At 72.8% G+C, this 24139-nt stretch carries 21 protein-coding genes and 1 rRNA gene; 5 read left to right on the top strand and 17 right to left on the bottom strand.

The window, feature by feature from the left end; genetic code table 11:
• Window positions 1-87: 87 nt before the first annotated feature.
• Window positions 88-501 (bottom strand): hypothetical protein, encoded by a 414-nt coding sequence (locus SNR22_RS12085; RefSeq protein ID WP_320066623.1) that lies wholly within the window; start codon window positions 499-501, stop codon window positions 88-90.
• Between the two features lie 286 nt (window positions 502-787).
• Between SNR22_RS12085 and SNR22_RS12080 the strand changes: the two genes are divergently transcribed.
• Window positions 788-1837, top strand: a complete 1050-nt coding sequence (locus tag SNR22_RS12080; protein WP_320066622.1) for a glycosyltransferase family 2 protein — start codon at window positions 788-790, stop codon at window positions 1835-1837.
• 109 nt (window positions 1838-1946) lie between these two features.
• On the opposite strand, the gene SNR22_RS12075 is transcribed toward SNR22_RS12080, so the two are convergent.
• The 3 genes from SNR22_RS12075 to SNR22_RS12065 are packed head-to-tail and all read right to left on the bottom strand — an operon-like array spanning window position 1947 to window position 3887.
• The gene (locus SNR22_RS12075) at window positions 1947-2597 is read right to left on the bottom strand and encodes a DUF3618 domain-containing protein (RefSeq protein ID WP_320066621.1); all 651 of its coding nucleotides are present in this window, start codon (window positions 2595-2597) and stop codon (window positions 1947-1949) included.
• On the bottom strand, window positions 2594-3058 hold the full coding sequence (locus tag SNR22_RS12070) for a phage holin family protein (RefSeq protein ID WP_320066620.1): 465 nt from the start codon (window positions 3056-3058) through the stop codon (window positions 2594-2596). The genes SNR22_RS12075 and SNR22_RS12070 overlap by 4 nt, the downstream gene beginning before the upstream one ends.
• A 31-nt stretch (window positions 3059-3089) precedes the next feature.
• A complete protein-coding gene (locus tag SNR22_RS12065; RefSeq protein ID WP_320066619.1) occupies window positions 3090-3887 on the bottom strand; it encodes a hypothetical protein in 798 nt (265 codons plus the stop codon).
• Between the two features lie 190 nt (window positions 3888-4077).
• Between SNR22_RS12065 and SNR22_RS12060 the strand changes: the two genes are divergently transcribed.
• Window positions 4078-4557, top strand: a complete 480-nt coding sequence (locus SNR22_RS12060; RefSeq protein ID WP_320066618.1) for a DUF4383 domain-containing protein — start codon at window positions 4078-4080, stop codon at window positions 4555-4557.
• Between the two features lie 166 nt (window positions 4558-4723).
• On the opposite strand, the gene obgE is transcribed toward SNR22_RS12060, so the two are convergent.
• From obgE to SNR22_RS12025, 7 genes are all read right to left on the bottom strand, one after another.
• Window positions 4724-6199, bottom strand: coding sequence for a GTPase ObgE (obgE, locus tag SNR22_RS12055; protein ID WP_320066617.1), 1476 nt, complete (start codon window positions 6197-6199; stop codon window positions 4724-4726).
• Window positions 6200-6288: 89 nt separating this feature from the next.
• Window positions 6289-6546, bottom strand: coding sequence for a 50S ribosomal protein L27 (gene rpmA / locus SNR22_RS12050; protein ID WP_161691815.1), 258 nt, complete (start codon window positions 6544-6546; stop codon window positions 6289-6291).
• A gap of 11 nt (window positions 6547-6557) precedes the next feature.
• Window positions 6558-6872 (bottom strand): 50S ribosomal protein L21, encoded by a 315-nt coding sequence (gene rplU, locus SNR22_RS12045; protein ID WP_320066616.1) that lies wholly within the window; start codon window positions 6870-6872, stop codon window positions 6558-6560.
• Between the two features lie 198 nt (window positions 6873-7070).
• Window positions 7071-7598: a hypothetical protein gene (locus SNR22_RS12040; protein ID WP_320066615.1), complete on the bottom strand. Its 528-nt coding sequence runs from the start codon at window positions 7596-7598 to the stop codon at window positions 7071-7073.
• A gap of 117 nt (window positions 7599-7715) precedes the next feature.
• The gene (locus SNR22_RS12035; protein WP_320066614.1) at window positions 7716-10859 is read right to left on the bottom strand and encodes an Rne/Rng family ribonuclease; all 3144 of its coding nucleotides are present in this window, start codon (window positions 10857-10859) and stop codon (window positions 7716-7718) included.
• Between the two features lie 138 nt (window positions 10860-10997).
• Window positions 10998-11711: a TIGR03936 family radical SAM-associated protein gene (locus tag SNR22_RS12030; protein ID WP_320066884.1), complete on the bottom strand. Its 714-nt coding sequence runs from the start codon at window positions 11709-11711 to the stop codon at window positions 10998-11000.
• 168 nt (window positions 11712-11879) lie between these two features.
• Window positions 11880-13856, bottom strand: a complete 1977-nt coding sequence (locus SNR22_RS12025) for a TIGR03960 family B12-binding radical SAM protein (RefSeq protein WP_320066613.1) — start codon at window positions 13854-13856, stop codon at window positions 11880-11882.
• Window positions 13857-14076: 220 nt separating this feature from the next.
• Between SNR22_RS12025 and SNR22_RS12020 the strand changes: the two genes are divergently transcribed.
• Window positions 14077-15630: a hypothetical protein gene (locus SNR22_RS12020; protein WP_320066612.1), complete on the top strand. Its 1554-nt coding sequence runs from the start codon at window positions 14077-14079 to the stop codon at window positions 15628-15630.
• 18 nt (window positions 15631-15648) lie between these two features.
• Here SNR22_RS12020 and SNR22_RS12015 read toward each other — a convergent pair whose 3' ends face one another.
• Window positions 15649-16350, bottom strand: a complete 702-nt coding sequence (locus SNR22_RS12015; protein ID WP_320066611.1) for a lysophospholipid acyltransferase family protein — start codon at window positions 16348-16350, stop codon at window positions 15649-15651.
• 237 nt (window positions 16351-16587) lie between these two features.
• Window positions 16588-17013, bottom strand: a complete 426-nt coding sequence (ndk, locus tag SNR22_RS12010; protein ID WP_320066610.1) for a nucleoside-diphosphate kinase — start codon at window positions 17011-17013, stop codon at window positions 16588-16590.
• Between the two features lie 144 nt (window positions 17014-17157).
• Between ndk and SNR22_RS12005 the strand changes: the two genes are divergently transcribed.
• Window positions 17158-18483 carry a VOC family protein gene (locus SNR22_RS12005; RefSeq protein ID WP_320066609.1) on the top strand — a complete coding sequence of 442 codons (1326 nt, stop codon included), beginning with the start codon at window positions 17158-17160 and terminating at the stop codon, window positions 18481-18483.
• A gap of 187 nt (window positions 18484-18670) precedes the next feature.
• Here the strand turns inward: SNR22_RS12005 and SNR22_RS12000 are convergent, their stop codons facing one another.
• The 3 genes from SNR22_RS12000 to SNR22_RS11990 form a co-directional block, all read right to left on the bottom strand.
• The gene (locus tag SNR22_RS12000) at window positions 18671-19060 is read right to left on the bottom strand and encodes a DUF4233 domain-containing protein (RefSeq protein WP_320066608.1); all 390 of its coding nucleotides are present in this window, start codon (window positions 19058-19060) and stop codon (window positions 18671-18673) included.
• Window positions 19057-20352, bottom strand: coding sequence for a folylpolyglutamate synthase/dihydrofolate synthase family protein (locus SNR22_RS11995; protein WP_320066883.1), 1296 nt, complete (start codon window positions 20350-20352; stop codon window positions 19057-19059). Before SNR22_RS11995 ends, SNR22_RS12000 begins: the two co-directional genes overlap by 4 nt.
• 143 nt (window positions 20353-20495) lie before the next feature.
• Window positions 20496-23114 carry a valine--tRNA ligase gene (locus SNR22_RS11990; protein ID WP_320066607.1) on the bottom strand — a complete coding sequence of 873 codons (2619 nt, stop codon included), beginning with the start codon at window positions 23112-23114 and terminating at the stop codon, window positions 20496-20498.
• 69 nt (window positions 23115-23183) lie between these two features.
• Between SNR22_RS11990 and SNR22_RS11985 the strand changes: the two genes are divergently transcribed.
• Window positions 23184-23867: a hypothetical protein gene (locus SNR22_RS11985; protein ID WP_320066606.1), complete on the top strand. Its 684-nt coding sequence runs from the start codon at window positions 23184-23186 to the stop codon at window positions 23865-23867.
• A gap of 170 nt (window positions 23868-24037) precedes the next feature.
• On the opposite strand, the gene rrf is transcribed toward SNR22_RS11985, so the two are convergent.
• A 5S ribosomal RNA gene (gene rrf / locus SNR22_RS11980) occupies window positions 24038-24139 on the bottom strand; the annotation flags it as partial.

The raw sequence follows: 24139 nt of genomic DNA, 5'->3' as shown, positions 1-24139 counted from the left end.
GCCAGGCTCGCCTGTCGCTTACCGGGACGCCCTCGCCGGGAGCGGGCCCGGGAGCAGCGGGCGGCCATGGCTCGGCGGCCCCGCTCCTCAGTCACCGTTGCCCCATCCCAGGCCGCCGGGGCCCGGGGCGTGGTGGAAACCGGGATGCCCGGCCACGTCGACGCAGCGTTCGCCATCCGGGCCGACCGCCCCGCAGAAGAGCCGCTCAGCCCGGTGCCACGCGTCGGCCGGGGAGAGCGCGGCGGCGCCGAGGGCCAGCTCGGGGCGGAGCAGGCTCAGCCCTTCGGCGTACGCGACAGCCAGCTCACGGGCCAGGTCGGCGCCGTCGGCGAGGAAGCCGAGGTGCACGGTGAAGTGGCGCGGGGGCCGTTCCTTCCGCCGGGGCGGGGCGAGCAGCGGCCGGCCCGGCCCGGCGATCCCACCGTCGCCCGCCATGCCCAGGCGCAGTGCGCCGACCACCCGCCGCTCCTGCCAGTAGCGCGACCCGTTCTGTTCCTGCATGCGCCCCTCCCCCTTCCCGTCCCCGCCGACCGACGCCCCGCCGCCGGCACCTGCGTAACGACGCCCGGCACCTCGCCGACCGACACCTCACGCGCGATCCAGCGAACCAGGTTTCCGCCGCCCTGGGAGGGGCCAGCCGCGGGGTGACCCGCTGGCCCCTCCCAGGACCGGCCGGTGCCGACCGCGGCGACCTGGCCGGCCGGGGCGGCATCCACAACGGGTTTGACCAGGGCGAATGCGGGCACCCGGTGCCGAGACTGCGGCCAAGACCGGACGGGAGGCGACGGTGTCCTTCGACGCCCCGGCCCGGACGCCGGTCGGCCCCGCCGACGAGGGCCGGGTCCGCACGGCCCGGCGGCTCCCCGTCGAGTACGTCCTGCCGCTGCGCTGGTCCACCGACGCCGGGCTGGCCGAGCTGACCGGCTACCTGAATGAGCTGGCCCGCCTCGTCGACGTCACCGTCGTCGACGGCTCCGCCCCCGAGGTCTTCGCCCGGCATGCCGCCGCGTGGCGGGGCGTGGTGCGCCACCTCGCCCCCGATCCGGCGGTACGCGGGGTCAACGGCAAGGTCGTCGGAGTGCTGACCGGGGTGGCGGCGGCCCGGCACGAACATGTGGTGATCGCCGACGACGATGTCCGCCATGACGAGGCGGGACTGCACGCCGTGCACCGGCTGCTGGACGACGTCGACCTGGTCCGCCCGCAGAACTACTTCGACCCGGTCCCCTGGCACGCCTGGTGGGACACCGGCCGGTCCCTGCTCAACCGGGCACTCGGCGCGGACTGGCCGGGCACCCTGGCCGTGCGCCGCAGCACCTTCGTGGCCATGGGTGGGTACGACCCGGACGTGCTCTTCGAGAACCTGGAGCTGGTCCGCACCATGCGGGCGTACGGGGGCGTCGAGGCGGCCCCGCCCGGCCTGTACGTGCGTCGGCTTCCCCCGGATGCCACACACTTCCGCGGGCAGCGGGTCCGCCAGGCGTACGACGACCTGGCCCAGCCGGCGCGGCTGGTGACCTCGCTGGCGGTGCTGCCCGCCGTGGTGGCCGCGCTGGCGGCCCGCCGCCCCGGTCTGCTGCTCGGCGCAGCGGCGGCCGTGGTGGCGCTCGCCGAGGTGGGCCGCCGCCGGGCGGGCGGGGCGCGGGTCTTTCCGCGCACGGCGGCGCTGGCCGCTCCCCTGTGGCTGCTCGAACGCGGGGCCTGCTCGTGGCTAGCCGTCGTCCACCGGATGCTGCGCGGCGGCGTGCCCTACGCCGGCGCCCGGTTCGCTCGCGCCGCGAACACCCCCGGCGCCCTACGGGCGAGGCGGACCGCACCGTCGACGTCCGGGGCCTAGCGAGCCCCGGCCCCCGGCGGGCCCACGAGCCCACACACACGACAGCTCGCGGCCACTGCCCGGCCTGCACCGGGGAGTGGCCGCGAGCTGCGGCGTACGGTGTGCCTGGTCAGTACCGGGCCTGTTCGCGGGACTGCTGGGCCTGGTCCTTCACGTCGTGCGCGGCCGACTTCGTGTCGTCCCTGACCGCGTGCACGGCGTCCTGGGCGGTGGACCTGACGGACTCGGTGGCCTGCCGGGTGGGCTCGCGCAGCTCCTCCTTCAGCTCGTTGGCGACCTCGCCGAGCTTCTCCTTCACCGCACCGGCGTGCTCACCGGCCCGCGCCTTGACCTGGGTCGCGGCCTGCTGCTCGCGGCGGCTGGCCGGGATCAGCGAGGCGGCCAGCATGCCGACGCCGAAGGCGATCAGGCCGGCGGCCAGCGGGTTTCCCTCGGACTTCTCCCGCAACACCTGCGGGGCCCGCTGCGCGGCGTCGCCGACGGTCGAGGCCGCCGAGTGCGCCTTGTCGCTCACGGTCGAGGCCGCCGACGAGGCCCGGTCGGCCACGGAGTGCGCGGCGTAGCTGGTGCTGTGGCCGTAGTCGGAAGCGGTACCCATGACCTTGTCCCTCACATTCTGCAGCGCGGTGCGCGCCCGCTGCTTACGGTCGTCGACGATGCGGCCCGGGCTGACCTTGTACGCCAGGGCGTCCACGTCGGTGCTGAGGCTGTTGCGGGTGGCCTCGATCTCCCGGCGGATCTGGTCGGGATCGGTGCTCATCGGGTGACTCCCTCCGGGTGGGGCTTGAGCGCGTCGGGGATCTGCTGCACGCTGTCGTTGGTCTGCCTGAGGCCGCGTACATGCTGGGCGTTCTTCTTGGCCATGGAGTAGAGGACTGAGGCGATCGCGGCCCAGATCACGGCCACGATCAGCCCGGCCCAGCCGGCGTCCATCACGTTGGACAGCCCGGCCCAGAGGGCGATGGACAGGAACAGCGCCACCATGTAGCCGCCGAAGCCGGCGCCGCCGAAGAGACCGGCGGCCTTGCCCGCCTTCTTGCCCTCCTGACGGATCTCGGCCTTGGCGAGCTCGACCTCCTGGCGCATCAGCGTGGAGAGGTCGGTGCTCACCTGCCGCAGCAGCTCACCGAGCGAGCTGCCCCTGACCTCGTCCGCGGTGTGCGGCGCACCCGCGGGGTGGTACCCGGAGTTGATTCCGGGATCCTGCGTCGGCACGGTCATGCCGTCGCCTCCCTTCGGATGTCGCGCTCGCTCACGGACGGGTACTGCCGCTGGACGGAACGCCCGGCAGCGGGTCGGTCTGGGTCACCGGGGGCAGCGGCTGGCCGGTGCCGCCCACCGGGTCGGCGTAGCTGGTGCTCGTGCCCGGGTCGGGGTAGCCGGCGTCGGGCGTTGCGTAGGTGCCCGGGGTCGGGTCGAGGTAGCCACCCGGCGGGACCTGCTCCGGCACGGCGCGCGGGGCCGGCGGCGGGGTCGGGATCACCACGGTCCGCTCCGGGTCGTCGTAGCCGTTGGTCGAGCGGTACGCCTCGTGGGCGCCGCCGGTGTCGTGGGACACCGCGGAGAGGCTCTTCGTCAACCGGCCGGCGAGCACGCCCAGCACGGCGGCGCCGACCAGGAAGGTGCCCGGGTTGCGGCGGGCGTAGTCCTTCACCTCGGCGACGATGTCGCCCGGCTGCCGCTCCTCCAGCCAGCCGGCCACGCCGTTCACCCGCTCGGCGGCCTGGTGGGTCAGCTCGGTCACCGGGCCGGCCTGGCCGCTGTTCTGCGCCATCGAGCGCATCTCGTCGGCCAGCGAGCGGAGCCCGCCGGCGGCCCGGCGCTGCTGCTCACCGGTCTGGCCGACGAGCTGGTGGCGCGCCTCGCCGTAGAGGTCGCGGGCCTGGCGCTTCGCCTCGCCGATGACCTCGCGGCCCTGCTCCTTGGCGGTCTGGGCGACGGCTCCGCCGGCGTGCGCGGCCTCCGAGCCCACCTGGCGGGCCTGGTCCCGGACGCCGTTGTTCGACTCCTGCCCGTACGTGGAGGTCGTGGGTGAAAGATCGTAGGTCATGATGTCCCTTCCGCTCAGAAAGTCGTAGCGGTAGCACTTCGGGGGGTTTCGCAGGCGTTCATACCGCCGGCTTCTTTTCACCTACCCCTAGGCGGGGACTCGACACCTGATTCCTGATTTCTCTGCGGAAGGTGTCGGCCCGCAGAGAAAATGGAGGATCGAGCCTGCTGATCCACGGAGGGTGACATTGATGGCGCGTGACCGGCACAGAGCGGCGAAGCCCCGGGTGCAGCGGGCCGCCGTCGCAGTGGCCGCGCTCTTCCTCCTGCTCGGCGTGCTCGGCTTCATCCCGGGCATCACCACCGGCTACGGCGACCTGGCCTTCGCCGGGCACACCTCGGGGGCAAAGCTGCTCGGCCTGTTCCAGGTGTCGGTCCTGCACAACGCCCTGCACCTGGTCTTCGGCCTGGCCGGCCTGGTCCTGGCCCGCAGCATCGGCGGAGCGCGACTCTTCCTGGCCGGTGGCGGCGCGCTCTACCTCGGGCTCTGGCTCTACGGCCTGGCCGTCGGGTTCCTCGCCGAACATGGCACGGCCAACTTCATCCCGCTCAACAACGCGGACAACTGGCTGCACCTGGCGCTCGGCTTCGGCATGCTCGCCCTGGGGCTGCTGCTCTCCGAGCGGGCCGGCACGGGCGGCCGGCTGGACAACCCGATCGACCGCCCCTGACCGGGGCCGCGCTCAGCTGTGCCCACGGGCGCGAGGCACGCAGGCACAAGGAGTGTGTCGTTGACGGCCCGACCGGAACGGGCCATGGTCACCACCAAAGGTGACCATGGCCACGTCCGAAGGGGGCGGGCTGGGTGGAACCGCCGAGGGACGCCCCGGCCGGCGCTTAGTCGTCGAGGTCGTCGTCGAAGTCGTCGGCAGGCTCGTCGTCCGCCGCGTCGGCCCCCACCTCGTCGGCCGACCGCACCCGGCGGGCCTTGCGGGCGGCGAGCCGATCGGAGGCCGAGGCCCGACTCGACTTCTCCTCCAGACGCACGTCGGTGCCCCGGTTGCCCGGGACGAAGTCGACACCCGCGTAGAGGGTGGGCTGCCAGTCGAAGTCGCGCAAGCCGATCCGCACCAGGTCGCCCGGGTTCGCCCCCGCCTTGGCCAGCTTGTCCTCGACGCCCAGGCGGGCCAGGCGGTCGGCCAGGTACCCAATTGCCTCGTCGTTGTCGAAGTTCGTCTGCCGTACCCAGCGCTCCGGCTGGGCGCCCCGGACTGTGAACGACCCGTCCGGGTCCGCCTCAATGGTGAAGCCGGCGTCGTCGACCGCCTTCGGACGGATGACGATCCGGGTCGGCTCGGTCGGCGGGGCCGCGTTGCGGGCCTGCTCGACCAGCTCCGCCATGGCGAACATCAGCTCCTTGAGGCCCTCGCGGGTGGCCGCGGAGACCTCGAAGGCGCGCAGGCCGCGGGCCTCCAGGTCGGCACGGACGATCTCGGCGAGGTCCCGGCCGTCCGGCACATCGATCTTGTTCAGGGCGACCATGCGGGGCCGGTCCGTGAGCCCGCCGTACTCGGCGAGCTCGGCCTCGAGGGTGTCGATGTCGGCCAGCGGGTCCCGGCCGGGCTCCAGGGTGGCGGTGTCGATCACGTGCACCAGCACCGCGCAGCGCTCGATGTGCCGGAGGAACTCCAGCCCGAGGCCCTTGCCGGTGGCCGCTCCCGGGATCAGGCCGGGCACGTCGGCGACCGTGAAGGTGTGGTTGTCGACCCGGACCACACCCAGGTTCGGCACCAGCGTGGTGAACGGGTAGTCGGCGATCTTCGGCTTGGCCGCGGAGATCACCGAGATCAGCGAGGACTTGCCGGCCGACGGGAAGCCGACCAGTCCCACGTCGGCGACGCTCTTGAGCTCCAGCACCACGTCGAGCTGGTCGCCGGGCTCCCCCAGCTCGGCGAAGCCGGGGGCCTTGCGCCGGGCGTTGGCCAGCGAGGCGTTGCCCCGACCGCCCCGACCGCCCCGGGCCACCTCGAAGGCCGTGCCGGCGCCGACCATGTCGGCCAGCACCTCGCCGTCCGGGGTCTGCACGACGGTGCCGTTGGGCACCTTGAGCATGAGGTCGCGCCCGTTCGCACCGTCCCGCTTCGAGCCCGCGCCGCCCTTGCCGTTGTCGGCCTTGACGTGTGGGTGGAAGCGGAAGTCGAGCAGGGTGTGCACCTGCGGGTCGACGACCAGGGTCACGCTGCCGCCGTGCCCGCCGTTGCCGCCGTCCGGGCCGCCGAAGGGCTTGAACTTCTCCCGGTGGATCGAGACACAGCCGTGCCCGCCGTCACCGGCCTGCAGATGCAGGACGACCCGGTCCACGAACGTCGTCACGTCGTCAATCCTTCCAGCGAGGCTCGCCCCGCACGAGAAAAAGCGAAGCGGGCCCGGACCTGAGGTCCGCGGCCCGCAACGCCTTCGAACTACTGCTGCGCCGGTACGATGCTGACGGTCTTGCGACCGCGCTTGGTGCCGAACAGGACCGAGCCGGCGGACAGCGCGAAGAGCGTGTCGTCGCCACCACGGCCGACCAGGTCACCGGGGTGGAACTTGGTGCCACGCTGACGGATGAGGATCTCACCCGCGCTGACGACCTGACCACCGAAGCGCTTCACGCCGAGTCGCTGGGCCGCGGAATCACGGCCGTTACGCGAGCTGGACGCACCCTTTTTATGAGCCATTGGAGGACGACCTACTTCCCGCTGGAGATGCCGGTCACCTTGACCTGGGTCAACGGCTGGCGATGACCCTGGCGCTTGTGGTAGCCAGTCTTGTTCTTGAACTTGTGGATCTTGATCTTCGGGCCCTTGGTGTGCGCGGCGATCTCGCCGGACACTGCGACCGAGGCGAGCTTCGCCGCATCGGTCACCAGGTCGTCACCGTCGACGAGGAGCACCGCGGTGAGCTTCACCGCGTCACCGGGGGCACCGGTGAGCTTCTCGACCTCGATCACGTCGCCCTCGGCGACCTTGTACTGCTTGCCGCCGGTCTTGACGATCGCGTACATCGGAGGCGCACTCCCTGTCGTTGAGGCTGCTGGCGGTCGTTCCCTCGGCGGCTCACCGGGTAGCAGAGGCACGGCGGCGTGGGCACGCGGGAACTCGGCACACCAAAGTGCGCCGCAAGATAGCCTACGTCATCGGTGGGCTCACCCCCAAACCGGGCTCCCCCCCCGATCCCCACCCGAGCAGGGCCCAGCCACCCCTCAGCGGGCGCAGAGCTGATCGAGGCGCTGCTGGAGCCCATCCAGCTCCTCCTCGTCGATCGCGTCCACGTCGGTACCCAGGGTGCCCACCTCGCTGGCCAGGTCGGACAGGAGCGTACGCAGCTGCGGGTCGGTGGCCTGCGCCGACTGCTGCCGAAGCGCGGCACGCCAGCCGGCCAGCGCGGCCTCGGCCTGCTTCCGGGCGGCCTCCGCCGTCAGCCTGTCGTTCGCCCCGACCGCCCCGATCATCCTGCCCAGCTCCGCCACGTAGGTGCGGACCGCCGTGCTGCTGGCCTGCTGGGCGGCGGCGCAGACCGCCGGGCCGTTGCCGCCGGCCGCTCCGCTCGGTACGGGCGACCCGGTGGCGCCCGAGCCGGCTCCCCCGGCCCCCGGGCCGGCCCCGGCCGCCGTCGAAGGCGCGGAGCCGCCCGGCCCACCGGTGGGCTCGGAACCGGAGCGCTCGGCGGAGCAGGCCGCGCCAGCGGAGAGAACCGCCACGGCGACGGTGAGGGCGAGCAGACGACGCATTTCTTCTCCTGACCGGGGGGTGGCCGATCTTAACCGGGCCGGAGACGCGACAGGACCCCTCCCGCCGGCGCTGTTGCCGGGGAAGGGGTCCTGCGAAACGCACGGGCGGTCAGCCGGTCACGGGCGGGTACGCCGCCGGGTGCCACTGCGACGGGACCGACGTCGGCCGGTACCGCCCTCGGTGTCGCTGTCGCTGTCGGCCTCGTCGCCGAGGGCGTCCGGGTCGTCGGCCCCGGCGAGCCGGGCGGACTCGCCCTGCTGGCTGTCCGCTGCGGCCGCCACCGCCGCCGTCTCCGCCTCGTACCGGGACAGGTCGTAGCCCATGGTGTCGTGGTACTCCGGCTCCACGCCCCCGCTCGGGGCCTCCACCTCGACCACCGTGCGCTCCGGCGCGGCACCCTTGCGGGCCCGCCGCCGCGACGACGCCCCGCCGACCTGCTCGGCCGGCGCGGGGGCCGTGACGGCCGCCGCGACCGCCTTGACCTTCTCCACCGCACCGGTGGCGGCGCGCGGCTTCTCCGGCACCGGCTCGGTGTGGATGACCACGCCGCGACCCTTGCAGCAGTCGCAGGTCTCGCTGAACGCCTCCAGCAGCCCCGCACCGATCCGCTTGCGGGTCATCTGCACCAGGCCGAGCGAGGTGATCTCGGTGACCTGGTGCTTGGTGCGGTCCCGGCCCAGGCACTCGGTGAGCCGGCGCAGCACCAGCTCGCGGTTCGACTCCAGCACCATGTCAATGAAGTCGATCACCACGATGCCACCGATGTCGCGCAACCGGAGCTGGCGGACGGTCTCCTCGGCCGCCTCCAGGTTGTTGCGGGTGACGGTCTCCTCCAGGTTGCCGCCCGCACCGGTGTACTTGCCGGTGTTGACGTCGACCACGGTCATCGCCTCGGTCCGGTCGATCACCAGGTGACCGCCGGAGGGCAGGAAGACCTTGCGGTCGAGGCCCTTGAGGATCTGCTCGTCGATCCGGTAGTCGGCGAACACGTCACTCGTGCCGACGTACCGGCGCACCCGGTCGACCAGGTCCGGCGAGACGTGCGAGAGGTACGACTCGACCATCCCGTACGACTCGTCGCCCTCGATCACCAGCTCGCGGAAGTCCTCGTTGAACAGGTCCCGCACGACCCGGATGACCAGGTCCGGCTCCTCGTAGAGCAGCACCGGGGCGCCGCCGGAGGCCACCTTGTCCTGGATGTCCTCCCACTGGGCCTGGAGCCGCTTGACGTCACGCGCCAACTCGTCCTCGTTCGCCCCCTCGGCGGCGGTCCGGACGATCACGCCCGCGCCGTCCGGGATCAGCTTCTTGAGCACGTCGCGCAGCCGCTTGCGCTCGTTGTCGGGCAGCTTGCGGCTGATGCCGGAGGCGTTGCCGTTCGGCACGTACACCAGGTGCCGGCCGGACAGGGCGATGTGGCTGGTCAGCCGGGCGCCCTTGTGCCCGATCGGGTCCTTGGTGACCTGCACGAGCACCGGGTCGCCGGAGCGCAGCGCCTGCTCGATCGAGCGGGCCCGGCCCTCCAGGCCCGTGGTGTCCCAGTTCACCTCGCCGGCGTACAGGACGGCGTTGCGGCCCCGACCCACGTCGACGAAGGCGGCCTCCATGCTCGGCAGGACGTTCTGCACCTTGCCGAGGTAGACGTTGCCGGCCATGGTGCCGGAGGAGTTGCGAGTGACGTAGTGCTCGACCAGCACGCCGTCCTCCAGGACGGCGATCTGGGTGCGGTCGCCGCGCTGGCGCACCGCCATCACCCGGTCGACCGCCTCCCGGCGGGCCAGGAACTCCGACTCGCTCAGGATCGGCGGACGGGTCCGCCGCTGCTCCCGGCCGTCGCGGCGGCGCTGACGCTTGGCCTCCAGCCGGGTCGACCCGGAGACGCCCTGCACCTCGTCGACGGCCTTGCGCGGCTCGCGGATCTTCACGACGGTGGGCACGCCGTCGTCGGTACCGCCGTCGGTGTCCCCGGCGCCCCGGCGACGCCGACGGCGGCGGCGACGGGTCACCCCGTCCCCGCTCTCCTCGTCCTCGTCGCCCTCCGCCTCGTCACCCTCGGCCTCGGCCTCGGACTCGGCGGTCTCCTCCTCGGCCTGGGCGGCGTCCTCGGACTCGTCGTCCTCGGCGTCGTCCGCGCCGCCCTTGCCCCGACCCCGGCCCCGGCGGCCGCGCCGGCGGCGCCGGCGAGCGGCGGCGGTCTCGTCATCGTCGTCGTCTTCATCGCCCTCGGCTGCCTCGTCGGCCTCCTCGGTGGCGGGCTCCGCCTCGACCTCCGCCACCTCGACGGGCTCGGCCTCGCGCCGGCCGCGCCGACGTCGGCGAGTCGTCTCCGGCTGCTCCTCTGCCGGCTCATCCTCGACCACGGCGGAGGCCACGACCCGGACGACCGGCAGTGCCTCCGGCTGGGGGGGCATGAAGAGCACGGTCGGCGGGGAGACGACCCGGCGCCGCCGGGTCTTCGGCTCGGTCGGCTCGACGGCCTCGGCCGGCGGTTCGGCGGGACCGGCCACGCCGGACGGCACCTCCCCGGAGCGGTCCTTCGCGCCGCTGGACCGGGCGCCACCGACGGCCTGCGCCCCAACGACCTCAGGCGCCTCAGGGATTCCAGTCGCCTCGTCGGCTTCCTCGGCCACGGCCTCCGGCACGCCGCTGACCGGCGCGGATGCGGGCGTACTGGTGGTGGGCGCGGACGACGCCTCCGCCTCGGTGGCGGGCACCGTACCGGCCCGGGTCTGCCCGGTGGGTTCGGCCTCGGGGGCCTCCGCCGCAGGCTCGGCGGCCTTGCGGCGGCGGGTCCGGGTCACCTTCACCGGTGGTACGACCTCGTCGGAGGCTTCCTCCGCAGCGGTCACGACGACCGGTTCCTCGGTCGCCTTCGCGGTGGTCGCCTTGCGGCGTCGACGCGGCGTCTTCGGGGCTTCTTCCAGTTCACCGATGATCGGGGCGAAGACCTCGACCTGGGGGGCCTCGCCGCTGGCCGAGCCGGCGGAGGTGGACGCCTCCACCGGCGCGCCGGTCTGCTCCGGCTGGTTCAGCGGGGCGGCCCGCCGCCGGGTGGCCCGCTTACGGGGTGGAGGGGCCGCAGGCTCTCCGCCGGCTGGCTGCCCGGCGGCGGTGGGATCGTCGACCGGGGCGGCGCCCTCGGGGGTGAGGTCGGCGGCGCCGGTGACGGTGCCACCGGCGTCGGTGGTGGGGCGGTCAGCGGTCTCGTCGGCCGGCTGTGAACCGGTCCGTTCGCCGCCCTCGGGCTCGTTCGCGAGCATGGAGGTTCTCCAGTTCTGGCTGCCCCGGGCGCGGGTAAGCGCTGCCACGCAGGGTCGCCGCAAAAGTGTTTCCGCCGGGCGCGCGAGATGCGCGACCGCCGAAGTCTGCCTGCCCGAACGTTGACCGACGGTCAACGCTCATACGATGGCTGCCCCGTCGCGGTCCGCGTCCAACGGATCCACGATCTCGCCCAGCGCGGTCAACGTGCCCTGCGCCAGCCGGGTCACCCTCGGTGAGACCGGCGGCTCCAGGTCGGCCACCGCGCGGAGGCCGGAAAGGACGTCATCGGGCCGTACGGACGGGGTGACCTGCCGCACGACCAGTTCGAGTATCGCACACGGTACGGCCGCGGCCCCGGAAGGCGTCTCCGAAGGGCTCATCACATCGATACGCATGACGGCCGAGCGGGCGTCGAAGGTGCGCCGGCCCTGCTTGGTCATCCGTTCGACCTGCACCTCTTCGGCGGCGGCGAAGGCGGCCACCGCCCGCTGCGCCGCAGCCGGGTCGACCTCGGGCAACTCGATGCGCCAGTGTGACGCCTCGATCCGGTCGGCAAGGCTGCCGCCGGCCACGATGACGGCCTCCAGGATGTCGAGGCCAGGAGAGAGCGCGGCGTCCAGCGCGGCGCACAGCTGCTCGGGATCAACCGGCTCACGGAGGCCGATCTCGAGGTACTCCGCCTCGCTGGCCACGCCGGTGGGCGCGGCGCTGGCGTAGGAGATCTTGGGGTGCGGGGTGAAGCCCTGCGAGAAGGCGATCGGCACGCCCGCCCGGCGCAACGCCCGCTCGAACGCCCGGGCGAAGTCCCGGTGCGAGGTGAATCGCAGCGGTCCACGCTTGGCATACCGGATCCGGACGCGCTGGACGACCGGGGCCTGCCCACCCTCCGGCTGTGGTTTCTTACTGATCGTCTCGCTCCTCGGAACTCAGCACCGGTTGATCATGGAGTTATTGTCGGCGACACGCCGTGTGGCTGGCAACAACTCCATGATCAACGCGGGCGACCGGTGGGGCCGGGGTCAGGAAGTAGGGGTCTTGAGGCCCTTGATCGGGGTCAGGGGAAGGAGCTTTTTGCCGGTGGGGCCGATCTGGATCTCGGTGTCCATCGAGGGGCAGACGCCGCAGTCGAAGCACGGGGTCCACCGGCAGTCGTCCTGCTCGAACTCCGAGATCGAGTCCTGCCAGTCCTGCCAGAGCCAGTCCTTGTCCAGACCCGAGTCCAGGTGATCCCAGGGCAGGACCTCCAGCTGATCGCGCTGGCGGGTGGTGTACCAGTCGAGGTCCACCCCGAACGCGGGCAGCGTCTCGGCCGCCGCGTCCACCCAGCGCTGGTACGAGAAGTGCTCGCTCCAACCGTCGAACCGGCCGCCGTTCTCCCACACCTTGCGGATCACCGAACCGACCCGCCGGTCGCCTCGGGAGAGCAGGCCCTCGATCAGCGACGGCTCGCCGTCGTGGTAGCGGTAGCCGATCGCCCGGCCCAGCGAGCGGTCCGAGTTGATCGCCTGCTTGAGAATCTTGAGCCGGTGGTCGATGACCTCCGGGCGCTCGATCGGCGCCCACTGGAACGGGGTGTGCGGCTTCGGCACGAACCCACCGATGGAGACCGTGCAGCGGATGTCCTTGGAACCGGTCGCGGCCCGGCCAGCCTTGATCACCTCGTGCGCCATGTCCGCGATCTCCAGGACGTCGGCGTCGGTCTCGGTGGGCAGGCCGCACATGAAGTAGAGCTTCACCTGCCGCCAGCCGTTGGTGTACGCGGTGACGACCGTGCGGATCAGGTCTTCCTTCGACACCATCTTGTTGATGACCTTGCGGATCCGCTCCGACCCGCCCTCCGGGGCGAAGGTCAGCCCGGTGCGCCGGCCGTTACGGGACAACTCCTGGGCCAGGTCGATGTTGAACGCGTCCACCCGGGTCGACGGCAGCGACAGCGACACGTTGGTCCCCGCGTACTGCTCGGCCAGGCCGGAGCACATGTCGCCGATCTCGGAGTGGTCGGCCGACGACAGCGACAGCAGCCCCACCTCGGAGAAGCCGGAGAACTCCAGACCGTCCCGGACCATCTGGCCGACCGTGGTGATCGACCGCTCCCGGACCGGGCGGGTGATCATGCCGGCCTGACAGAACCGGCAACCCCGGGTGCAACCCCGGAAGATCTCCACCGCGTACCGCTCATGCACGGTCTCGGCCAGCGGGACCAGGGGCTTCTTCGGGTACGGCCAGGCGTCCAGGTCCATCGTCGTGCGCTTGTGCACCCGGAACGGCACGTCCGCCCGGTTCGGCACCACCCGCTGGATCCGGCCGTCGGGCAGGTAGTCCACGTCGTAGAAACGCGGCACGTAGACGCTCTCGGTGCGGGCCAGCCGCAGCAGCAGCTCGTCCCGGCCGCCGGGGGTGCCCTCCGCCTTCCACTCCCGGACGATCGCGGTGATCTCCAGGACCGCCTCCTCGCCGTCGCCGAGCACGGCGGCGTCGATGAAGTCGGCGATCGGCTCCGGGTTGAACGCGGCGTGCCCGCCGGCCACGATCACCGGGTCAGCGCCCGTGCGGTCCGCGGCGAGCAGCGGAATGCCGGCCAGGTCGATCGCGGCGAGCAGATTCGTGTAGCCCAGCTCGGTGGAGAAGGAGACGCCGAACACGTCGAAGTCGCGCACCGAGCGGTGCGCGTCGACGGTGAACTGCGGCACGCCGTCGGCGCGCATCAGCTTCTCCAGGTCCGGCCAGACCGCGTACGTCCGCTCGGCGAGCACGTCAGGCAGCTCGTTGAGCACCTCGTAGAGGATCTGCACGCCCTGGTTGGGCAGGCCGACCTCGTACGCGTCGGGGTACATCAGGGCCCAGCGGACGGTCGCCGCGTCCCAGTCCTTGACCACCGCGCCCAACTCGCCACCGACGTACTGGATGGGCTTGGTCACCTGGGGCAGCAGCGGCTCCAGCCGGGGCCAGACTGAGGTGCCCGCGACGGGGCGCGGGATGGTGGACGGGACGCTCATGAAGTCCAAGGGTACGCGGCCGTCCACCGGCACCCGCGTCGCGGCCTCTCCCGACCCGCGTCACGTCCGCCGTCGACCCGCCTCGCGTCCGGTCCCCGCCCCGGGAGAGGACCGGTCGGGGCGCCGGGCTCGGGCGACGCCACTGTCCGGGCCGTGGGCGGATCGCCGTCGGTGGCACGCCCGTACTAACCTCGGACCGGCGCGAGAGGAGATTGCCGCGATGCCGCACCCGCAGTCGGGAGCAGACCGACCGGCCGACGGGGGCACCCCGGCCGCCGGCCGGGACCAGGATCCGGCGGTCGCCGACGAGTCGACCCCCTCCCACTCCCCCTCCTCCACACCATCGTCCGCCGGCCCGGCGGCCCCGGACGACGAGACGACGGATGCCACCGCCGCGGCGAACGACACCGCCGCGGCGAACGGGCCTGCCACCGCCCCGGCCGACGACGGCTCCGAGGTGACCGTCCCCGTCGGGGGCGCCTCCGACGGGACCCGGGTCGACGCCACCCCGGCGGGCGACCCGCCCGGCGACGGCCCTCCGGGGGTCGAGCCGCCGGCCTCCCCGGAGCCCACCCGCGTCGACCCCGCTCCGGGCCCCGAGGCGCGGCCCGCGCCGGTCACCCCGCCCCCGCCGATCACCGGCCCCGACCCGACGAAGATCGACGCGCGGCCGGACCGGACCACGATCGACCCCGCCGCCGGTCCGCCGCCGGCGCCGCGGTGGAGCGGGTCCGCTCCGGTCCCCCCGCCGCCGCAGGCACGCAGGCGGATCTGGGGCGAGTCGGCGGAGCCCACGCCGCCGCCCGCCCCGGTCGGGCACGACCCCTTGCCTGCCCCGGAGAGCCAGACCCCGGTGGACCCGTGGGCCGGCGTGGACACCGGTAGTTGGGACCTGCACTCCGCCGAACTGCCCCCGCTTCCGCCGACCGTGTCGTATCCGACGCCCTCGACCACCCGGCGGTATCCGGGGCCGCTCGCCGGCTCGGCGCCCGTCGTAGGTCCCGGCACCCCGCCGGTGGCCCATCCGGTGACCCCATCGCAGCCGGCCCGGCCGGTGTCCCCCGCCGCCGTCCGGCCGGTGTCGCCGCCGCCGGCCCACCAGGTGGTGCCGTCGCAGGCCCGGCCCATGGCGCCCCCGCCCCCGCCCCAGCCCTCGCAGCAGCAGCAGCGGCCCGCACCCCCGCCCAGGGCTCCCCGCCGGCGACGGCGGCGCTGGCCATGGGTGCTGCTGCTCAGCATCGCCTGCTGCTGCGGCTGCCCGGCCTACTGGGTGAAGCCGATGTGGGAGCAGTACCCGGCGAGCGCCGCGCTGCCCCCACAGATCGCCGACCTGTCGCTGCGCGACGACGCCCGCAGCCAGACCACCGCGAAGCAACTGGAGGCCCAGGTGCGCCAGTCGCACCTGCTGAGCGAGGACACCTTCGCCGGCGTGTACGCCTCACGGGCCGGCAAGCCGGTGACGGTCTTCGGCGGCACCGGATTCCGGCTAACCCCGGAGGGCGACGCGACCGACGAGATGAACCGCCTCAAGGAGCAGTACCAGCTCCAGGAGGCACAGGTGGTGGAGACCGACGTCCGGGGCCGGTTCGAGCGCTGTGCCATCGGCGCCCTCGACGGCACGGACGTGGTGGTCTGCACCTCGGTCGACCACGGCAGCCTCACCACCGGCGTGTTCACCCAGCTCTCGGTCGACGACAGCGCCCGGTTGCTGAAGACGATGCGTGAGCGGATCGTCACGGCGGATCGGGAAACGCAGACGGGCACCGGGAGCTGAGGCCCGGAACGGAACCACTCAGACTGCGTCCGGCGGATCCCCGACGGCCGGCCCCTGGGTGCGGGGCGGGGAGTAGCGCGGCACGTACTCCTGGCCGGTGAGCTTCTGGATCTCGCCCATCACCTCGTCGGTGACCTCCCGCAGGGAGGTCCGGTCGTCCGGGCGTCCGGTGAAGTCCAGCGGCTTGCCGAACCGGATGATGATCTCCGCCCGGCCCGGCCGGGGCATCCTGGAGCCGATCGGCTGCGCCCTGTCGGTGCCGATCATGCCGACGGGGATGATCGGGACGCCGGCCGCGACCGCAAGCCGGGCTGCCCCGGTGCGGCCCCGGTAGAGCCGGCCATCCGGGGAGCGGGTGCCCTCCGGGTAGACGGCGACCAGGTCACCGCCCTTCAGCACCGGGATCGCCGCGTCGAACGCGGACAGCGCGGCCCGGCCGCCGGCCCGCTCGACCGGGATCGCCCCCAGCCCGGTAAGGACGAACTTCGAGAGCGCGCCCTTCGGACCGGGGCTGTTGAAATATTCCACCTTTGCCCAGAACGCCAGGTGCCGGGGCACCACCGTGCCGAGGAACAGCTCATCGGCGACGGAGAGATGGTTGCCGGCGAAGATGGCGCCGCCGGTCTCCGGAATGTGCTCCAAACCCTCCACGGTCGGTCGGAAGGCCAACCGGAGCGCAGGCGCCACGGTAAGCCTGCCGATGGTGTAGAGCAGTGGCACTGGTCCTCCGGCGGTCGTGCTGGACAGGGGTGCTGTCACGTTAGCCGATGCGGTCCCGTCGGGCCGAGCGGGTAGCGGGCAGTCCGGTGCTCTTCGAGACGGGCTGTTCGCCGTGGCCACCGGGCGTGAGGCGCCCTTCCTCGGCCCTCGACGAGCGGGAGCGCGCCGGATCCGGCTACCCGCCACCGCCCCCATCGGGCCGGGCTGCTGCCCCCGCAGGCCCGGTGTCGGCAGCCGTCAGCCCAGTTCGGGGAACCAGAGCACCATCTCGCGTTTGGCGCTGTCGGTCGAGTCGGAGGCGTGTACCAGGTTCTCCCGGTTGGACAGGGAGAGGTCACCGCGGATGGTGCCGGCGGCGGCCCTGCGCCCGTCGGTGCTGCCGATCATGCCGCGGACCACCTCGACTACCTGGTCGCCGGAGAGCACCAGGGCGACCAGCGGACCGCCGGTCATGAAGTCCTTCAGCGGTGGGTAGAACGGCTTGTCGACGTGCTCGGCGTAGTGCTGGTCGGCGAAGTCGCCGTCCATCGTCCGGGACACCATGGCGTCGATCCGCAGGCCCTTGTGCTCGAAGCGGGAGAGGATCTCACCGACCAGGCCACGGCGAACCGCGTCGGGCTTGATCAGGACGAGGGTGCGCTCATCCGGGCTGCTGCTGGACACGCTGGGTTCCTCCTGTGCACGGAAGACGGCTCGGCTGGGTACGGTCAGCCTAGCGACCCGGTGCAGGCGCCGGCGCGGCGGCTGCGCTATTCCCTGGGTGGCCGATCCGGCCTAGCCTGGCCCTTGACCCCTGGGAGGTCCACAGTGGCGAATGGCGGGAATCGACCCATCGCGCCGGTACGCAAACTCATCGCCACGGTGCTGGGCACCGTGGCCGCCTTCGTGGTCCTGTTCGGGCTGGGCATGACCAGCTGGGCCATCGTGGCGCTCGGTGTGGCGCTGTTGGTGCTGGCCATCGCCCTGGCCACCGTACGCGGGGGCGGTCGCACCTGGGTGATCGGCGTCGGTCACGTGCACAGCGCCTCCGAGCCGCCCAGCGCCTACGCGTTCGGCCGCTGCGAGCTGCAGTTGGTCATCGACGCGCCCGGCCTGCCACCCCGGTCGAAGAAGATCATTGAGCCGCGGGTGCCGGTGGCGAAGTGGCCCTCGATCGGGCACTCCCTGCCGATCCGGGTGGCCCTGGACGACCAGCGGCACGTCCGCGTCCTCTGGGACGAGGTGCCCACGCACGCCGAGACCGCCGCCGCCGCGGCGACCGACCTTCCCCCCGAGTACGCGGGCACCGAACCGCTCGACGATCTGCTCATCCACCAGGAGGCGCCGCCGTGGGCCGACCGCGCCCCGGACGACGACTTCCACGAAGAACTGCGGGAGCCACCCGCGCCGGATCCGCTCCGCGACCACGACCTGGGTCCGCTGTCGGAAGGCCGGGAGCCGGTGGTGATGCACCAGCGCCCGGGCGGCCCGGTCGTGCTGGAGGGGACGGTCGTGGAGCCCGTCACCAGCCCGCTGCCCCGGCGGGCCACCCCCGCCCCCCGGTCGCCGGCCGGCCAGCGCCTCGACCCGACCGTCCCCGTCGAGACGATCAACGTGGGCACCCCGGCCGACGCGGGCACCCCGGCCGGCCCCGTCGACCCGATCGACGTGCCCCTGGACGATCCGGCCCCGGGCCCCGGGCCGGCCCTCGACCAGCACGAGCTGGACGAGGCGATCTTCGGCTACGACCCGGTGGCCGAGCCCGCCGATGGGGCCGCCCCGATCAACGGCGTCGGCATCACCCTGCTGGTCACCGGCCTGGACCGGTCGATGGAGTTCTACCGGGACACCCTCGGCTTCGAGGAGGTCGACCGGGGCTCCGGCAACGCCGTGCTCGCCTCCGGGGCGACCCGACTGGTGCTGCGCGAGGTCACCGGCGCGGCCCCGATCAGCCGGCGCCTGGTGCACGTCAACCTGGAGGTCGACGACATCCAGGGCGCGTACGAGCGGATGCGCGACTCGGGCGTGCGCTTCACGTACGCCCCGCGGGTGGTCAACCGGGGCACCAAGCTGGATGTCTGGGCGGCGGCGTTCCGCGACCCGGACGGCCACGGCATCGCCCTCACCGAGTGGCGCACCCGCGCCGACGCCTGAGATGTGCGCGGGGCCCCTTGTGCACGCCTGCCGCATGGGCAGGACAGGGGGCTCCGTGGTCCCGGCCGCGTCCGCGCCGCTGCGGCTCGACACCTGCCGCGTGGGCAGGGGGCCCGCCCTGGCAGCCGCTGACCACCGCCCAGCCGGCTGAGGCCGCCGAGGTGAGCCCGAGCCCCGGGGCCCGGCTTCAGCGGCCGAGGATCACCTGGCGCACGTGCAGGGCGTACCCCCAGACCAGGGCGAAGATGATCCCCAGCGCGAGCAGCGACCAGTGCAGCAACCCGGCGAGCAGCAGCGCCCCCTGGAGCGCGGTGCCGGCGTACCAGGCCCACGGCCGGCGCATCATTCCGGCGAGCACCACCGCCGCCACGGCCAGCGCCACGATTACCGCGATGGCCACGCCACTCAGCTCACCGCCGACGACCCGGATCGGCTGGATCGCGAGCAGCAGCACCAGCGCCTCCAGGCCCAGCGTCCCGGCGCCCAGGCCACGCACCGCCCCAGCGGGGTTACGCAGCCCGGAGCGCCGCTGACCCGGCCCGCCGGCCTCTCCACGGTTCTCGTCGGGAGTGGTCATCGCTTCAGCAACCGGCGGGCTTCGGCCACGGTCACCACCGAGCCGGTGATCAGCACGCCGACCCCGGCCAACTCGCCGGGGACCTCGAACTCGGCCTGGGCCACCGCCGCCTCGATCGCGTCGGGCATGTTGTCGGCCACCTCCACCCGCGCCGGCCCGAAGACCTCCCAGGCCAGCTCGGCCAGCTCCTCGGCCGGCATGGCCCGGGGCGAGCTGTTGCGGGTGACCACCAGGTAGTCGAGCACCGGCTCCAGCAGCTCCAGCAGGCTCATCGCGTCCTTGTCGCCGAACACGGCGAGCACCCCGACCAGCTTGCTGAACGCGAACTCCTCCTGGAGGGCGGTAACGGTGGCCGCCATCCCGTGCGGGTTGTGCGCCCCGTCGAGCAGGATGGTCGGCGAGGTGCGGACCTTCTCCAGCCGGCCGGGCGAGCTCGACATGGCGAAACCCTCCCGGACGATCTCCACGTCGAGCTGACGCTTCGCCCCCGCCCCGAGGAACGCCTCCACGGCGGCGAGCGCCACTGCGGCGTTCTGCGCCTGGTGCGCGCCGTGCAGCGGGACGAACACGTCTTCGTACACCCCGCCCAGGCCCTGGAGGCTGAGCACCTGGCCGCCGACCGCGACCGACCGGCGCAGCACGCCGAACTCCACCCCCTCCCGGGCGACGGTCGCACCGACCTCGGCGCAGCGTTCCAGGATCGGCCGGGCGGCCTCCTCCTCCTGCGCCGCGCAGACGACCGTGGCGCCCGGGTAGATGATGCCGGCCTTGTGCAGGGCGATGTCCTGGAGCGTGTCGCCCAGCCACTCGGTGTGGTCGAGGCCGATCGGGGTGAGCACCGCCACCCCGGCCTGGATCACGTTGGTGGCGTCCTCCACTCCGCCCAACCCCACCTCGACCACCGCGACGTCGACCGGGGCGTCCGCGAACGTGGCGAACGCCAGCGCGGTGGTCATGTCGAAGTAGGTCAGGGGCTCGGCGGAGCGCTCGTCGACCAGTTCGGCCAGCGGCGCCACCTCGCGGTACGTGGTCACGAAGCGTTCCTCGCTGACCGGCTCCCCGTCCAGGCTGATCCGCTCCCGGACGGTCTCCAGGTGCGGGCTGGTGTAGCAGCCGGTGTGCAGCCCGAACGCCCGCAGCAGCGAGTCGATCATCCGGGCGGTCGAGGTCTTGCCGTTGGTCCCGGTGAGATGGATCGACGGGTACGCCCGCTGCGGGCTGCCGAGCAGGTCGAGCAGCCTCTCGATCCGGTCCAGCTCGAAGTGCAGCCGGGTGAAGCCGCGCGCGGCCAGCTCGGCGTCGACGGTGGCGAACTGAGGGTCGCCGCCGTCGCCGCGACCAGCCCGGTCGAGGCGAGCAGCGGCACGGCCGACGATCTCAGCGCGCTGGGCCCGCTCGGCGCGTTCGTCACTGTCGATGTGTTCGTTACTTTCGGTCACGAGGGGAGCGCCTCCAGAGCGGCGTTGATGCGGAGCAGATCGGCCTCGGCGGTGGCGAGTCGGTCCCGGATCTTGGCGACCACCGGCTCCGGGGCCTTCCCCACGAACGCCGGGTTGTCCAGTTTCGCCCGGGCCTGGCCGGCCTCCTTCTCAGCGGCCGCCCGGTCCTTGGTCAGTCGGGCCCGCTCGGCGGCCAGGTCGATCGTCCCCCGGGTGTCCAGCGCGACGCTCACCTCGCCCGGCATGGCGAGGGTGGCGCTGGCCTGGAAGTCGTCGTCGGCCGGGTCGAGCCGGACCAGCGAGCGGATCAGCCGCTCGTGGGAGGCGATGCCCGCGGCGGCCAGGCCGTCGAGCCGGGCGACCACCCGCTGGGTGGGCCGCAGCCCCTGGTCGGACCGGAACCGCCGGATCTCGGTCACCACCCGCTGGACGGCGCCGACCTCGCCCTCCGCGGCGTCGTCGATTCCGGTACGGTCGGCGACCGGCCACTCGGCCGTCATGACCGTCTCCCCGCCGGTGAGGGCGATCCACAGCTCCTCGGTGACGAACGGGATCACCGGGTGCAGCAGCCGCAGCAGCTGGTCCAGCACGTGCCCGAGCACCCGACGGGTGGCGTCGGCCGCCGCCCCGCCCTCGCCGAGCACCGGCTTGGCGAGCTCGACGTACCAGTCGCAGACGTCGTCCCACGCGAAGTGGTACAGCAGGTCGCAGACCTTCGCGAACTCGTACGCCTCGAACTGCTCGTCCACCTCAGCGGTGACGTGCGCCAACCGGGACAGGATCCACCGGTCCACGGTGGAGAGCTGCTCGGCCGCCGGCAGCGGGCCGCCCGTGTGCGCCCCGTTCATCAACGCGAACCGGGTGGCGTTCCAGAGCTTGTTGCAGAAGTTGCGGGAGCCCTGGCACCAGTCCTCGCTGACCGGGACGTCCTGGCCGGGGTTGGCACCCCGGGCCAGGGTGAACCGGGTGGCGTCGGCGCCGAACCGGTCGATCCAGTCCAGCGGGTCCACCACGTTGCCGAACGACTTCGACATCTTCTTGCCGTGCTCGTCGCGGACCATGCCGTGCAGGGCGACCACGTCGAACGGCGGCTTCCCGTCCATCGCGTACAGGCCGAACATCATCATCCGGGCGACCCAGAAGAAGAGGATGTCGTACCCGGTGACCAGCACGCTGGTCGGGTAGAACTTCGCCAGGTCCGGGGTCTGCTCCGGCCAGCCGAGGGTGGAGAAGGGCCACAGGCCGCTGGAGAACCAGGTGTCCAGCACGTCCTCGTCCTGGTGCCAGCCCTCGCCGGTCGGCGGCTCCTCGTCCGGGCCGACGCAGACGATCTCGCCCGCCGGCCCGTACCAGACGGGGATGCGGTGGCCCCACCAGAGCTGCCGGGAGATGCACCAGTCGTGCATGTTGTCGACCCAGGCGAAGTAGCGCTTGGCCAGCTCGGCCGGCTCGATCTTCACCCGGCCGTCGCGCACGGCGTCGCCGGCCGCCTTCGCCAGCGGGGCGGTGTTGACGAACCACTGCAGCGACAGCCTCGGCTCGACCGTGGTCCGGCACCGGGAGCAGTGCCCCACCGCGTGCACGTACGGCCGCTTCTCGGCCACGATGAGGCCCTGCTCGCGCAGGGCCGCGACGATCGCCGGCCGGGCCTCGTACCGGTCCAAGCCCTCGAACGGGCCGGGCGCGGTGATGACGCCCCGCTCGTCCATGATCGTCAGCGCCGGCAGGCCGTGCCGCTGGCCGATCTCGAAGTCGTTCGGGTCGTGCGCCGGGGTCACCTTCACCATGCCGGTGCCGAAGCTGGGGTCGACGTGCGCGTCGCCCACGATCGGGATGCGCCGGCCGGTCAGCGGCAGGGCCACCTCGGTGCCGATCAGGTGCCGGTACCGCTCGTCGTCCGGGTGCACCGCCACGGCGGTGTCACCGAGCATCGTCTCGGCCCGGGTGGTGGCCACCACGACCTCGTCGCTGTACCGGATGGAGATCAGCTCACCGTCGTCGTCGGTGTGCTCCACCTCGATGTCGGAGAGTGCGGTGAGGCACCGCGGGCACCAGTTGATGATCCGGTTGGCCCGGTAGATCAGCCCGTCGTCGAAGAGCTTCTTGAACATGGTCTGCACGGCCCGGGACAGGCCCGCGTCCATGGTGAAGCGCTCCCGGTCCCAGTCGACGGAGTCGCCGAGGCGCCGCATCTGGCCCAGGATCGCCCCACCGGACTCGGTCTTCCACCGCCACACCCGCTCGACGAACTCCGCCCGGCCCAGGCCGTGGCGGGACAGGCCCTCGCCGGCGAGCTGCCGCTCGACCAGGTTCTGGGTGGCGATGCCGGCGTGGTCCATGCCCGGCAGCCAGAGCGCCTCGAAGCCCTGCATCCGCTTGCGGCGGGTCAGCGCGTCCATCAGCGTGTGCTCGAACGCATGGCCCATGTGCAGCGACCCGGTGACGTTCGGCGGGGGAATGACGATGGCGAACGGAGGCTTGTCGCTGCGGGCCGACGCCCGGAAGTGACCGTCGGCTACCCATTGCTCGTACCGTCGCTGCTCTACCTCGCCCGGGTGGTACTGAGCGGGCAGGGTCGGGGCGTCGGGGCGTCGGGCATCCAGTCTGTCGGTCACTCTACGAGTCTACGGAGCGCTTCCGCGGACCCCACGTGCGCCACCTGCCATTCGCGTACGGTGTCGGCTATGTCCGACGCACATCTCACCGAGCGTTCGTTCGCCGACGAGCCGGAGCCGATCAACCTCAGCGAGGAACCGATCCGGCTCAGCAACCGGGACTCGGAGGATGCTCCGCGACGGGACGCGCCCCGGTCCCGGCGCCGACGGATCGTCCTCTCGGTGGTCTTGGCGGCCGGCCTCGCCGGGGCGGGCGCGCTGGGCGTCGCCGGCTGGCGGGTGGTGCAGCAGAAGGACGCCCGGCTGTCCGCTCCGACCACCGCCGCCGACCTGCGACGAGACGACAGCGAACGCGCCCGCAGCACCGCCGACTACCTGCGCGACGGCCTGTCGGCCGACATCGACCTGGACCGCAGCCTCGGCACGGTGTACCGCGACCCGGCGGACGACAAGCGCTCCGTGCTGCTGTTCGGCGGTACGACCCTGCTCTGGCAGCCCGAACGCGAACTGGACATCCTCTTCGGACTGATGGCCGACGAGACCGGGAAGGTGACCGGGCTGCGCGAGGTGCCGGCCGGCCGGCTCGGCGGGGTGATCAAGTGCGGGACCACCAGCGGTGACGGCGGCGACTTCGCCATCTGCGGCTGGGCCGACCACGGCAGCGTCGCGTTGGCGATGTTCCCGGGGCGCCCGGTGGACGCCGCCGCCGAGCTGATGCGCCGTATCCGCGAAGACGTCCAGACCCGCAACTGACGGCCCTGTCTGCCCCCGGGCCGGGTAGGACACCAGACGCCTCGGCGGCCCCGAGCCCGTGGTTCGGCCCCCGAGCCAGCCATAGTTCGGTCACCGGCCCCTGGGTCGGCCCTGGGTCGGGAAACGCGTCAGGGCCACCCCTTCAAAGGGGTGGCCCTGACGGAAAGATTGTCCGGCGGTGTCCTACTCTCCCACACCCTCACGAGTGCAGTACCATCGGCGCTGGAGGGCTTAGCTTCCGGGTTCGGAATGTGACCGGGCGTTTCCCCTCC

Origin of the sequence: Micromonospora sp. RTGN7 (genome assembly GCF_033804645.1) — a bacterium.
Lineage (GTDB): Bacteria > Actinomycetota > Actinomycetes > Mycobacteriales > Micromonosporaceae > Micromonospora.
The sequence above is the reverse complement of the archived record's forward strand: the minus strand, read 5'-3'. Positions and strand labels throughout refer to the sequence as shown.

Bases quoted from the DNA above. Each gene is read 5' to 3' on its own strand.
- SNR22_RS12085 (WP_320066623.1), bottom strand. From the start codon at position 501: ATGCAGGAACAGAACGGGTCGCGCTACTGGCAGGAGCGGCGGGTGGTC.
- SNR22_RS12075 (WP_320066621.1), bottom strand. From the start codon at position 2,597: ATGAGCACCGATCCCGACCAGATCCGCCGGGAGATCGAGGCCACCCGC.
- SNR22_RS12070 (WP_320066620.1), bottom strand. From the start codon at position 3,058: ATGACCGTGCCGACGCAGGATCCCGGAATCAACTCCGGGTACCACCCC.
- SNR22_RS12065 (WP_320066619.1), bottom strand. From the start codon at position 3,887: ATGACCTACGATCTTTCACCCACGACCTCCACGTACGGGCAGGAGTCG.
- SNR22_RS12060 (WP_320066618.1), top strand. From the start codon at position 4,078: ATGGCGCGTGACCGGCACAGAGCGGCGAAGCCCCGGGTGCAGCGGGCC.
- rpmA (WP_161691815.1), bottom strand. From the start codon at position 6,546: ATGGCTCATAAAAAGGGTGCGTCCAGCTCGCGTAACGGCCGTGATTCC.
- rplU (WP_320066616.1), bottom strand. From the start codon at position 6,872: ATGTACGCGATCGTCAAGACCGGCGGCAAGCAGTACAAGGTCGCCGAG.
- SNR22_RS12040 (WP_320066615.1), bottom strand. From the start codon at position 7,598: ATGCGTCGTCTGCTCGCCCTCACCGTCGCCGTGGCGGTTCTCTCCGCT.
- SNR22_RS12035 (WP_320066614.1), bottom strand. From the start codon at position 10,859: ATGCTCGCGAACGAGCCCGAGGGCGGCGAACGGACCGGTTCACAGCCG.
- SNR22_RS12025 (WP_320066613.1), bottom strand. From the start codon at position 13,856: ATGAGCGTCCCGTCCACCATCCCGCGCCCCGTCGCGGGCACCTCAGTC.
- SNR22_RS12020 (WP_320066612.1), top strand. From the start codon at position 14,077: ATGCCGCACCCGCAGTCGGGAGCAGACCGACCGGCCGACGGGGGCACC.
- SNR22_RS12000 (WP_320066608.1), bottom strand. From the start codon at position 19,060: ATGACCACTCCCGACGAGAACCGTGGAGAGGCCGGCGGGCCGGGTCAG.
- SNR22_RS11985 (WP_320066606.1), top strand. From the start codon at position 23,184: ATGTCCGACGCACATCTCACCGAGCGTTCGTTCGCCGACGAGCCGGAG.